Annotated in this window: 11 protein-coding genes; all 11 read right to left on the minus strand. The window is 41.6% G+C overall.

The features are described 5' to 3' along the window. Window positions 1–136: 136 nt before the first annotated feature. The 11 genes from ACTJJD_RS02860 to ACTJJD_RS02910 all read right to left on the minus strand — a co-directional run bounded on the left by ACTJJD_RS02860 (window position 137) and on the right by ACTJJD_RS02910 (window position 11,770). On the minus strand, window positions 137–799 hold the full coding sequence (locus ACTJJD_RS02860) for a YrrS family protein (protein ID WP_113747145.1): 663 nt from the start codon (window positions 797–799) through the stop codon (window positions 137–139). A gap of 67 nt (window positions 800–866) precedes the next feature. Continuing rightward, window positions 867–2,609 carry a peptidoglycan D,D-transpeptidase FtsI family protein gene (locus tag ACTJJD_RS02865; protein ID WP_440608086.1) on the minus strand — a complete coding sequence of 581 codons (1,743 nt, stop codon included), beginning with the start codon at window positions 2,607–2,609 and terminating at the stop codon, window positions 867–869. Between the two features lie 50 nt (window positions 2,610–2,659). Continuing rightward, entirely contained in the window at window positions 2,660–3,133 is a 474-nt protein-coding gene (greA, locus tag ACTJJD_RS02870; RefSeq protein ID WP_007501433.1) for a transcription elongation factor GreA, read from the minus strand. Between the two features lie 648 nt (window positions 3,134–3,781). Next, window positions 3,782–4,414: a uridine kinase gene (gene udk, locus ACTJJD_RS02875; RefSeq protein WP_007501435.1), complete on the minus strand. Its 633-nt coding sequence runs from the start codon at window positions 4,412–4,414 to the stop codon at window positions 3,782–3,784. Between the two features lie 7 nt (window positions 4,415–4,421). Further along, complete coding sequence (locus ACTJJD_RS02880; RefSeq protein ID WP_025207695.1) at window positions 4,422–5,690, minus strand: peptidase U32 family protein; 1,269 nt, start codon at window positions 5,688–5,690, stop codon at window positions 4,422–4,424. 20 nt (window positions 5,691–5,710) lie between these two features. Beyond that, the gene (locus ACTJJD_RS02885; RefSeq protein WP_008342670.1) at window positions 5,711–6,640 is read right to left on the minus strand and encodes a peptidase U32 family protein; all 930 of its coding nucleotides are present in this window, start codon (window positions 6,638–6,640) and stop codon (window positions 5,711–5,713) included. Continuing rightward, window positions 6,637–7,302 (minus strand): O-methyltransferase, encoded by a 666-nt coding sequence (locus ACTJJD_RS02890; RefSeq protein WP_008342672.1) that lies wholly within the window; start codon window positions 7,300–7,302, stop codon window positions 6,637–6,639. Before ACTJJD_RS02890 ends, ACTJJD_RS02885 begins: the two co-directional genes overlap by 4 nt. A 212-nt stretch (window positions 7,303–7,514) precedes the next feature. Continuing rightward, entirely contained in the window at window positions 7,515–8,597 is a 1,083-nt protein-coding gene (gene mltG / locus ACTJJD_RS02895; RefSeq protein WP_440599865.1) for an endolytic transglycosylase MltG, read from the minus strand. Between the two features lie 73 nt (window positions 8,598–8,670). Continuing rightward, window positions 8,671–9,759, minus strand: a complete 1,089-nt coding sequence (locus ACTJJD_RS02900; RefSeq protein ID WP_041506821.1) for an acetyl-CoA C-acyltransferase — start codon at window positions 9,757–9,759, stop codon at window positions 8,671–8,673. Then, window positions 9,747–11,204: an acyl-CoA synthetase gene (locus tag ACTJJD_RS02905; RefSeq protein ID WP_369456506.1), complete on the minus strand. Its 1,458-nt coding sequence runs from the start codon at window positions 11,202–11,204 to the stop codon at window positions 9,747–9,749. The genes ACTJJD_RS02900 and ACTJJD_RS02905 overlap by 13 nt, the downstream gene beginning before the upstream one ends. Further along, entirely contained in the window at window positions 11,204–11,770 is a 567-nt protein-coding gene (locus tag ACTJJD_RS02910; RefSeq protein WP_242730752.1) for a biotin transporter BioY, read from the minus strand. The genes ACTJJD_RS02905 and ACTJJD_RS02910 overlap by 1 nt, the downstream gene beginning before the upstream one ends. Between the last annotated feature and the right edge of the window lie 94 nt (window positions 11,771–11,864).

The following is an 11,864-nucleotide window of genomic DNA, read 5'->3' on the forward strand; positions in this document are numbered from 1 at the left end:
GATCAGCGTGTAGGCAGTCAGGTCTATGCGCCGGTGCTAGTCCTTTCTAGACTGCAAAGGTTTTCTATCACGCTGAAAAGAAGAAAAAGGCTAAAATGAAGTTCATTTTAGCCTTTTTGCATACATCTTTTTTATTTTATTTTAATTTTTCAACCTTCACAGGTTTCCAGCCTTTTTCATCCACCCACGTAATTTCTACACGGTAGCGTTCACCTGTTGATTTATCACGGATGGTTCCTTTTGCATCTTGAGGTCCTCCGTTATTTCCTAACCAAATAACAGTCATTTGGTCTTCTGAGATTCCTGTCGCATAGGACATGGCTTTGATCATTTCTTTCCAGTCTTTTGAGTTAGCATCATAGGTTGCTGTATGTGATCCCGATTGCTCTGTTCCTACAGGCTCCCAGTTATCGTTTTCATATGTTTTATCTACGTCACTTGTTTTACCGCCATCTGTTTCTGTGGCGTCTTTTAACGCATCTTTGTTTGGCTCTTCTTCTTCATCTGTTTTCTTTGTATCGTCTTTTTTGTCAGATGAATCGTCTTTTTTTGCATCCGCATCATCGGATGTGTCTTTCTTTTGATCTTTCACATCTTCTTCTGAGTTTTGTTTATTTTCACTCGATGCAGGTGCTGTTTTTGATGGTTCGTTGGCTACATCTTTCGGTGGTCTATTAAAAATTAACAAACTCGATGCGACAACCAAAATAAGCACCACAACGATACCAATTAATATGTTAAGCACCATATTCGCCTTTCTGCGCTTATCACGATGTTCAAATCGAGAATTTCTACTCAAAATCTCTGCACTCCTTTGCCTCTGTTCCCTAAGTCGTTACTATTCTAACATGACATGAAGGGATGTTCTATGTCTGTTTCTTTTCAATTTCATTGACCTTTTTTACAATATCATAAAACGCTTCATTTGTCTTAGCCCGGCCACTTTCCTCATCAAGGTGAACAACAACCAGAGCGTATTTTGGTTTTTCTGCCGGAAAGTATCCGGCAAACCACTTGTGATAAAGTGGATTCCCCTGTTTATCTTTGCTGCCGGTTTGGGCAGTGCCTGATTTCCCTGCTATATGGAACGGCAGGTCTTGAAATCTTCTTCCTGTTCCTTTGTCAGAGGTCACCACCTGCCTTAAGTACTTTTGCAAGGTTTGAGCTGTATAGCGGTCAATACTGTCACCATCAGGTCGTTTGTTTTGAAAGGATAGCATCGTTGTTCCGTTTTGATACATCACTTTATCTGCAATCCTCACTTCTTTTCGTTCTCCGCCCCTTGCAATCGTTGCCATCATATTGGCAATTTGTAAGGGGGTTGTTTTGACATTTTTTTGACCAATCGCCGTTTGCGCAATGGCTTTTTTGACATGCTTGTCTCTTTTATCTCCCCACACACTGCCTGTTTCTTCACGATCAAACTGTTTGAATTGTTGCTTATGGTATACATCCCCTTCCCAACCGGCTCGATCCACAAGCCCAAGCTTTGAAGCTGTCTTTTCAATGATTTGATCATCTGTTTGGATGAGCTGCTCAGCGAGTGTCGCAAATGTATAATTACAGCTTTGCGCAAAGCTTTCAGACAAATTCAGTACTTCCTGCTTTCCTTCTGGCTCTCCATATAAATTCTTTCGACAATCATACATCGTTTGTGGCTGGTTCAAGTTTTTTTCAATCGCTGCGGCAAGTACGACCGTTTTAAATACAGAACCGGGAGCCATTGCGGTCAGCATGTAATTTCTTGCCTCATGCCGGTTTTTGCTGGTCACATTTGGAACACTCGCCATCGCCAGCACACTGCTATTTTGAATGTCGAGCAGAACCGCTCCGCCTTTTTCAACACCTTGCGCTTTGAGAACATTCTCCATTTTCCTCTGCATGTCTTCGTCCATAGTTGTCTGCACTTGCAGCAGATAAAACGAATGAGCTTCTGCTGTATATTTGACGTCCATCCCAAACAAAGGGTTTCCCCTTCCGTCCACATGATATAACAATTTTGTGTCTTGCTCTGGTAATAGAAATTCGTCAAATGTACTTTCCAAACCGAATGTACCGATCTCAGTGCGAATCGAAAGCTCTTTTTTGTCCGGATAACGTTTTCTCAAGAGTTCTGGATTCTCGCTTGTGAAACCTAATGTGTGGAGGGCAAGTCTTTTTTTGTCCTTCTCTTTCATATATACGCCGTAAACACCTGAATATTTCATATCATTGATGTCTTTCAGCTTTTTTTTCGTGACATCATCTTTTAAAATGAGTGGTTTCTTCGTTTCTGTCAGCTGGCTCTTCAATTCATCTTCTTCCATCTCAAGTATAGAAGCGGTTTGTTTTAAGTGAGGCAGGTCATATTGCAGGAAAGGAAATATGATGACTGCAGGCTCTTCTTTTGTGAGAAGTGCCTCGCCGTTCCGATCTAAAAATTCGCCGCGTCCGTCTGAAATGACTACTTCTTCTGTCCGCTGCCTGACACTTTCTTGGATCAAATTAATATCAAGCTTTGAAAAAGATTCCGTGAAAAACAACTGAATTTCCGCTAGTCTAAATAGGAGACCGAGCAATAAGATAAAAATAATGACACCTGTCCATTGGATTCTTCTTGTTTTCAGCATAAAAACACCTCGTCCCTATTGTGGACGAGGTGTTTATCGTATAAACGTAATTATGAAATTTTTACAATTTGGACGAACATTTCTCCGCCAGGTGTTTGAACCGTGACTTTGTCGTCTACTTGTTTGCCTAAAAGGCTTTTTGCAATTGGTGAATCGTTTGAAATTTTGCCTTCAAACGGATCAGCTTCTGCACTTCCTACAATCGTATAAGACTCTTCTTCACCGTCTGGTAATTCAACGAATGTCACCGTTTTACCGAGTGAAACAATATTTGAGTTACCTTCATCTTCAATAATTTTGGCATTACGAATCATATTATCAAGCGTTGTAATACGACCTTCTACAAACGCTTGCTCTTCTTTAGCAGAATCATATTCCGAGTTTTCAGAGAGGTCTCCAAAACTTCTAGCGATTTTAATACGCTCTACAACCTCTTTACGTTTAACCGTTTTCAAATATTCAAGCTCTTCTTCTAATTTGCGCTTTCCTTCTTCTGTCATTGGAAATACTTTCTCTTGTGCCATGAATCATTCACTCCTTCTATTAATCCTCATCATACAAGCTTTCTGCATGTGAGTGACGACTGAAATATACAAGAATGAGGACATATTCCGGCCCTCATTCCTTCTGTCCCATATTCGTAAAAGTCCATCTTACATGGCGTCCCTTTTAGATGCAACTATTATGCCTTTTTATTAGGCAGGAACAGCAGCGGTCTCATGATGATGTATTATCTTCATCGCACAAACTGTGGAAAGGCACAGGAAGCTCCTGTACCTCGTTCGGCCATTTCGATCATATGTAGAAGAATAGCTTATCCATTCTCCATCTTCCAATACATAATATGGTCAGTGTACGATATGTCTATGCTATATTATTACAAAATTGCATTTTGATCAAGAATTGTTTGAAAATTTGTGATGATTTGTTTGTCGTTTTTTTAATATACTTTTACAAAGCAGGAATAACTGAAACTTTCAGCATCCCATCGTGATTTTCCTGTCTTCATTTCGCAGCATTGTTTTCCTATCATATCAAATCTTTTATTCAGAGGGCTGTTTCTTACAATGCTCACCGATGATTTCGGACTAGCCATTACTAAAGTATTGACTACAAGAGCATGATGTTGAAAAGACCTTTACGTCGTAAAGGTCTTTGTTCTTCTCCACCATTTACTCTCCGCGGTTTTGAAGAATCGTTTGAATTTTTGTCACCATGAGATCAATGGCCACATGATTTTGACCGCCTTCTGGGATGATGATATCCGCGTATCGTTTTGACGGTTCAATGAATTGATTGTGCATCGGTCTGACGACAGATACATATTGTTCAATCACGGAATCAATCGATCTGCCTCTTTCTTTCGTATCACGTAAAATACGGCGAATGATCCGAAGATCTGCATCAGTATCCACATACAGTTTAATATCCATTAAGTTTCTTAGACGTTCGTTTTCAAGAGCAAAGATTCCTTCAACGATGATGACATCTTTGGGTTCAACATGTACCGTCTCTTCTGAACGTGTGTTTAGTTTAAAATCATAAATCGGTTTTTCAATGGACTCGTACTTTAGCAGCGCTTCTACATGCTCAATCATCAGGTCATTGTCAAATGCAAGCGGATGATCATAATTGGTCAGCAGGCGCTCTTCAAATGGCATATGACTTTGATTTTTATAATATAAATCTTGCTGAAGCATGAGGATTGAATGTCCTTTAAATTTTTCGTAAATGGAATTGGTGACGCTCGTTTTACCTGAACCCGAGCCGCCAGCGATTCCAATCACCACTGGTTTTTTCCCCATGTGCCGGTTATTTCCCCTTTCTCATCATGTTGCTAGGGTATACTTTTTGATCAAGCTTAAATTTCACAATTTGCAGTGGATGACGAGCGGCATCGATTTCGTTCCCTTTTTCGTCCCAAATCGTCTCAATCTTACATGTGAAATTTTCGATTTCTGGACCGAAAAATTCAACTGCGTCGCCAGCTTTAAAGAAATTACGCTGCTGTAATGTGACAATTTGTTCTTGTTCATCATAATGAAGTACAAGACCGACGAAATCAAAGGTCGTTTTCTTTCCATGAATGCCAAACATTTGTTCATCCGTTCCTGGTACACCTTCAAAAAAGGCAGGAGCCGTGTCACGGTTGGCACATTTGTCTAATTCATCGAGCCATTCTTGTTGAATGACGAAATTGTCTGGATCCGCACAGTAAGCATCAATGACTTTACGATAGACACTGACAACTGTTGCTACATAATGAATGGACTTCATTCGTCCTTCGATCTTTAAGCTGTCAATTCCCATTTCGATCATTTGCGGTATGGATTCGATGAGTTTTAAATCTTTTGGACTCATCGCAAATGGTGCATCTTCTTCACCGAATAAAGGCGCTTCCTCAGAGCCTTCTAGTTTATAAAGGTCATAATCCCAGCGACAAGATTGGCAGCAGCCCCCGCGGTTTGAATCTCTCGCTGTCATATGGTTACTGAGCACGCAGCGGCCAGAATAAGCAATACACATCGCCCCGTGAATGAACGTTTCGATTTCAATATCCACTTTTTCTTTCATTTCTTTAATCTCTAGAGCGCTTGTTTCACGTGCAAGGACCACACGCTCAAGCCCTTCTTCCTTCCAAAACTGCACAGCTTTCCAATTTGAAAGAGATTGCTGTGTGCTTAAGTGAACTTCAAGTTTTGGAGCTACTCGTTTGCATGTTTCGATGATGAGTGGATCAGCGACAATAATTCCCGCTACACCCGCTCCTTCAATCCCTTGAAGATATTCTTCCAGCCCGTCCATGTTTTCGTTGTGGGCGAAAATATTCGTTGTCACATAAATACGAGCACCGTATTTGTTCGCAAATGCGACCCCTTCTGCCATTTCTTCGATTGAAAAGTTATCTGCATTTGAACGAAGTCCAAATTCTTTCCCGCCAATAAAAACAGCGTCTGCTCCATAATGCACAGCAATTTTTAGTTTTTCTAAGTTTCCTGCTGGCGCTAGCAGTTCTGGTTTTTTTGTAATGACACGTTTTCCATCGATCACTTCAGAAATTCCATCTTTTAAAAGTGCCATTTCCTCTGCCTCCTTTTATCTTAATAAACCGTTTCTTTAAAGAAGAACCCTGTATCGATTGAGCGGTTGACAGGCTGGATCTCTTCAATACGCTCCACCCATTCATCTTTCTGATCTTCATAGGCTTCCTTATCAGTCACTAGTAAATCAATGGCTTTTCGATAGAGGGATGTCACCTCTGTCATATAAGAAAGTGACTTTAAAATTCCGTCAATTTTAAATGAGTCAATGCCTGCGTCGACAAATTCTTCTAATTCATCAATCATACATACATCATTTGGACTCATAATGTGTGTACCATTTTCATCCTCAAAAATAGGATATTTGTTTTGACGCTCCTGGTCGTGAAGGAATAGACCTTCTTCCATATTTCTGCCTTCCACGTCCATTTGTTTGCCTTGATATTCAAAATAGTTGCCAACAAGTGTCCGTTTGGATTGGAACATACAGGTCATGCCGTGGACTTGAATTTCAATCTCCACTTCGGCGTTTTCTTTGATATCAATCACGCTATCCATATTGAGTTCTTTGGCAAGAACAGCACGTGTTGCGCCTTTTCTGCCCCAGTAGTTACAAGTGTAATAGTTTGTCCCAGTTGTTTCTGTACTCCAGTGCAGATTCAAGTTGACACCTGTTTCTTTTGCGGCCATGATCACGGCCGGATCTCCAAAAACGACACCATCCACGTTTAACCCATCGAGAAAGGTTAAATAATCTCCAAGCAGTGCCACACGGTCATTATGAAAAATCGCATTCATGGCGACATATACTTTTTTGTGATGTGCATGTGCGAGTTGAACCGTTTGTTTCACATCTTCTCTTGAAAACTCACCTGCAAGACGGATTCCATATGTTTGTTCACCTATTAAAAATGCGTCAGCACCCGCTTCAATGAGCGGCAGTACATCCGACACCTTGCTTGGCGTCACAAGCAATTCTGGTTTTTTCATGATTGGTCACCTCTTTTTGTACTAATAGCGATCCCATCTCCAACCGGAATGATACACGTTTGGTAGTCAGGATTTGACATCAGCCATTGATTGTATCGATCAATTTTGCCTATTAATTGTTTTTTTCGTTTATCTTCAATTTCTTCTTCATAATTTGTCGCAACTAAGCCTTTAAATAATACGTTGTCTGTAATAATCATTCCGTCATCGGACAGCATCGGTTCAAACAGCTCAAAAAAGCGTTGATACTGACCTTTTGCCGCATCAATGAAGATCACATCATAGGGCGCCATCGTCTGAACCGTTTTAGCTGATTCGATCGCATCGCCAAAAAACACGTGAATTCTATCTTTGAAATGTAATTCTTCAATATTTCGTGTCGCTTCCTCATAACGTTTCGCATTTCGCTCAATCGTATAGATTTCAGCATCTGGCAGAGCTTCTGCCATTCGAATCGCTGAATAGCCAATCGCTGTCCCAACCTCAAGAATCTTCTTCGGTTTTTTCAAAGAAAGCAGCTGCAATAACAGTTCAATGCTCACCTTTTCCATGATTGGCACATGATGCTCTTTGGCATACTCCTCTAATTGAGCGATGGCATCAGGACTCGGCTCAATTAAATCTTCAATATAATCATTTATTTGATCATCTTCGATTGTCATTATATGTCTAGCTCCTTCATGACCTGAAAAAGAAGAGTCCTGCCTGCTGCAGCTCTCTTTCTCGTCAATCTTTCGTTCATCTAAGTAAAAACAACCCGATATATTTTACCACAAAGATGTGGTAATTGCGAACCTATAAAATGGATATAACAACGAAAAAAACTGCAGGCAATTTCACCATTGTCTACAGTCTTTTTCCTCTCACATGAGCGCTAGTTGCTGCCTGTGATGTATTTCGCTTTCGCTTTGTTGTGCTCATTTAACGTTTTCGTAAAGACGACTTCCCCATTTTTCTTTGCTAGGAAGTAAACAAAATCTGTTTTCTCTGGATGGAGTGCTGCTTTCCAAGAAGATTCTCCAGCATTGGCAATAGGTCCAGGCGGCAGCCCTTTGTTTGTATACGTATTATAAGGTGATTTCACTTTTAAATCTTTGTAATAAACACGGGACTTATGCTCGCCAAGCGCATAAAGAACGGTTGGATCTGTTTGAAGCGGCATGTCCTTTTTCAACCGGTTATAAAACACACTTGAGATTTTTGACCGGTCTGTTTTTTCGGTTGCTTCCATTTCTATCAGGGATGCCATCGTTAGGACATCATGGATGGACATCTTTCTCTTTTTCATGTCCTTTTCATACGTTTTCACATATTGATCTGTTTGTTTAATCATCGTGTCAATGATGGTTTCAAGTGATTCATCCTCACGATAAAACGGATACGTCGCCGGGAATAAATATCCCTCTAACGGATGCTTGACCTGTTTCCCGTTCACTTGTGATGTCACCGTTTTCGGGTATTTTTTCATTAATTTTTTAATAAAGGCTGGATCATCCAGCTTCGCTTCAACTTCCTTCGCTGAAAAATTCGTCTGGTTTGCGATAATAGCTGCAATATCAGACAACTGTTTCCCTTCAGGTATCACAAGCTGAAATGCGTAGTCTGTCCCGCCAGATGTCAGCTTTTGAATTAGCTGATCCGCATCCATTGTTTGTTTGAGATGAAAATAGCCCGCTTTAAAGCCTGACGCTTTTTTGTACTTTGCATAGTAAGTGAAAATCGTGTCATTTGAAATCAGCTCTTTTTCTTTTAAAATGCTCGCAATTCCACTGACAGATGTCCCATTTGGAATATGAATATTAATGGTTTGTTTGCTTTTTTGATCGACCGGCCCGAGTGCTGATTTTACATATAAAAAACCTGATAATGCTGCAATGATGATCACAGCAAGTACAGATAACAGGACGATCCCCATTTTCCTTTTAAAAAATGGTCGTTTCTTTTGTTCTGAAAACATGCATGGCCCTCCTCACTACTAGCTTTTATAGTACATGATTCGACGGAGTTCGGCAATTACTTGCTCATGCATGTCATGACAGAACTTGCCATAGTGCGGCTAAACCGACACCGCCTCCACTTCCAATTGCAGCCATGACATAGCTTCCATTCGGTAAGGCGCGGGCTTCGTAAAACAGTCTCACCATCATAGCTGCTCCCGAGGCGCTATATGGATGCCCAAGACAAAGCGCACCGCCTCTTTTATTGATACGGTCATAAGGAATACCTAGTGTCCGGGCAATGAGCACTACTTTGAGCGCAAACGCTTCATTGATTTCAAAAAGTGCAACATCTTCTATCTTCACCTGTTCTTTATGTAAAAGTTTCTTGATTGCATCAATTGGTGAAGCAGCAGGATAATGCGGGTCCATAGCGGTCACGGCACTCCCGATATACCGCAGCATAGGGCTGAAGCCTTTTGCCTCCGCTTCCGCTCTTTCCATCACAACGACGGCAGCTGCACCATCTGCTTCTTTACAGCTATTGGTCACAGTCACAGTACCTTTGCCTGGTAAAAAGACAGGTTTTGCCCGCTTTATCAAGCTTGCAATCGGTCTTATTTTAGCTGCCGCTTCATCTGTACTCATCCCGCTAATCGGAACAATTTCTTCTGAATACGTTCCTTGCTTGAATGCGGTTATACTTCGTTCCCAGCTTAAAAGTGCATAGTCATCTTGCTCTTGTCTCGCAACTGAAAATCTCGACGCCGTCAGCTCTGCCGCTTCCCCCATATGAGGGTCCCCTATCCACTCTGGAGAAAAGCGGGCCCTTTCTTTCATTGGTGACCGAGAAATGCTTTCCGTTCCACCAGCGATATACATTGATCCCTCCCCCGACTGAATCATGATGCACGCCGTTCTAATGGCTTCAAGACCGGAAGCACACTGCCTATCAATGGTCATACCCGGAATATGTAATGAAAGCCCTGCTTCTAACGAGGACAGACGGGCAATATTGCCACCACCCCCGACGACATTGCCTAAAATGATGTCATCTGGCTTGGTCACGTTTGAAAAATGCTGGATCAAGGGCGCAGCTAGATGCTCTGGCCGGTAATCCTTCAACATTCCATTTTTCTCACCGAAGGGCGTCCGCTTCGCTTGTACAATCACGGCTTGCATGATAATTGTTCCTCCGCCCATTTTTTCATACTGGCACGAGCGATTTTCCCTCCTGATGTTTCGATCATTTTGTCCGTGACGAGCCATTTTTTTGGTACTTTGTATGCCGCTAATGTTTCTTTTACCGCTTGCCGAATGGTTTTTGTTTGCTGTACATTCTCAATAATGGCAACAGGGATTTCGCCCCAATATGGATCAGGAAGTCCAATCACGATTGACCGATTCACCTCTGGCTGTTCATTCAGCACACGCTCAATTTCCTCTGGAAAAATATTCAGTCCCCCATAGACAATCATGCCATTCTCGCGGCCGCTCATATACAAGTAACCATCCTCGTCGAGCCACCCCATGTCATATACGGTCAGCCACTCTTCGGGCGGCTTTTCATCTTGTAAATAGCCTGAAAAAGACACTGGGCTTTTCACATAAATTCTCCCTATTTCATTTGGCTTGCAAACGGTTTGATCTGCCCTCCTGACTTCAACCTGAATAGAAGGAAAAGGCTTTCCGACAGAAGTAGGCTTTTGCAAAAAGTCATCTGAAGATAAATAGGAGACAAAACTCAATTCTGATGTTCCATAAAAATCAAAAAATGTGATGTGAGGATAGCGGTTGACGAGCTGTTTTTTTGAAGAGTTTCCCCAATCTGCACCAGAAGACAGGACAAGAAGCGGATTCTTTCCGAAAGCATCCATTTGCAGTAACGATTCTGTCATGGTCGGAACCGTATAAATAGCCGTGATGTCTCCTTTCTCTAAGGTTTTCTTTGCTTTCTCTGGCACAAATTTTTCTAACAATGTCACGGTGCCCCCGAAATAAAGTGTGCTGATCGCACCGTATAAAAAATGAGAGGATAAAAGTGTGCCTAAAATCAGTACATGGTCTTGATGTGTGATCCCAAAGACGGAAGCTGTCATTTGAAAGCTCTCGATCCATGACTGCTGGCGTCTTATAAAGGCTTTGGGCGATCCCGTTGATCCTGAAGTAAAACCCATATAAAAAGCAGGATCTTCCTCCGTATTACTTTTGTTCGATTGAACGTTTATGCTGAGACTGATTTTTTCTTTCCATTCAGATAAAGAGAGCACTGGCATATCCAGCTTGTACTTTTCAATTCTTTTGATATATCGATCTTCCACAATGACAAGGTCTGCCTCGCTTAATAAGAGCTTTTCCGCGCATTCCTTATCACTCCACCGCGGATCAAGAGGCACCGCTGTCCATCCTGCAGAAGCTGCGCCAGCAAATAGTTGGAGAAACGGAACACCATTTGATAATAAAAAAGCGACTCTTTTTTGCTGATGAGGCGTTTCTTTTAACCATTGTGCAGATGACTTCACATGCTCATGCCATTCTTCATAAGTGATCTGCTCTTTTTCATCTATGATCGCCATCTGATCTGGCTTCACTTTTGCATGAGCTGCATAGCTTTCCGTTATTCTCATCAAACTGCTCGCCTCCCTCTATGGAAGTCCCTTTTTCGATATGACATCGCTTGAATGATTTTCACCGTGAAGACGGCACATATCCCTGCTTTGATCAGATCACCCGGTAAATAAATGACGCTGAACAGAGCTGCTTGCGTGATCTTTATATGCATCATCATGGCTTGAAAGGGAATTCCACCTATATATAATATCCCGATACTGCATACCGCATAGATCAAAAATAGTCGTAAGGCCGTCACTTTCTTCAGCTGGTTCAGCCACAGGCTGATCATAAAGGCAGCCACTGGATAAGCAAGTAAAAAACCACCACTTGGCCCAAAAAAGACCCCTATTCCACCTCTCCCTCCAGATAAAAGAGGTGCGCCTGCTGCCACTATTAGAAGAAACAGAAGTAAACTAATCAGGGCTTGCTTTGGTTTTAACAGCCCTCCAGCAAGCAAAAGACCTGCGGTTTGTAAGGTGATTGGTACAGGTGTAAACGCAAGAAAAATAGGCGGAATCAATCCTAACATCCCAATAACTGCTGTCATGAATGCCATTTGCATCATATCGTGAATTTTCAATTTTCATACCCCTCACTCGATTCATTGTTAAAAATAGAGTAAAAGGTACAGTCCATTATGTCAACTTAAAATGATTTAAAGTTGACATAATGGA

The organism is Bacillus sp. 22446 (assembly GCF_052044955.1).
Classification (GTDB): domain Bacteria; phylum Bacillota; class Bacilli; order Bacillales; family Bacillaceae; genus Bacillus; species Bacillus altitudinis.

What these genes read in the sequence shown, in the direction of transcription:
- ACTJJD_RS02865 (WP_440608086.1), bottom strand. Translation starts at nt 2,609, where the DNA reads ATGCTGAAAACAAGAAGAATCCAATGGACAGGTGTCATTATTTTTATC.
- greA (WP_007501433.1), bottom strand. Translation starts at nt 3,133, where the DNA reads ATGGCACAAGAGAAAGTATTTCCAATGACAGAAGAAGGAAAGCGCAAA.
- udk (WP_007501435.1), bottom strand. Translation starts at nt 4,414, where the DNA reads ATGGGGAAAAAACCAGTGGTGATTGGAATCGCTGGCGGCTCGGGTTCA.
- ACTJJD_RS02880 (WP_025207695.1), bottom strand. Translation starts at nt 5,690, where the DNA reads ATGGCACTTTTAAAAGATGGAATTTCTGAAGTGATCGATGGAAAACGT.
- ACTJJD_RS02885 (WP_008342670.1), bottom strand. Translation starts at nt 6,640, where the DNA reads ATGAAAAAACCAGAATTGCTTGTGACGCCAAGCAAGGTGTCGGATGTA.
- ACTJJD_RS02890 (WP_008342672.1), bottom strand. Translation starts at nt 7,302, where the DNA reads ATGACAATCGAAGATGATCAAATAAATGATTATATTGAAGATTTAATT.
- mltG (WP_440599865.1), bottom strand. Translation starts at nt 8,597, where the DNA reads ATGTTTTCAGAACAAAAGAAACGACCATTTTTTAAAAGGAAAATGGGG.
- ACTJJD_RS02900 (WP_041506821.1), bottom strand. Translation starts at nt 9,759, where the DNA reads ATGCAAGCCGTGATTGTACAAGCGAAGCGGACGCCCTTCGGTGAGAAA.
- ACTJJD_RS02905 (WP_369456506.1), bottom strand. Translation starts at nt 11,204, where the DNA reads ATGAGAATAACGGAAAGCTATGCAGCTCATGCAAAAGTGAAGCCAGAT.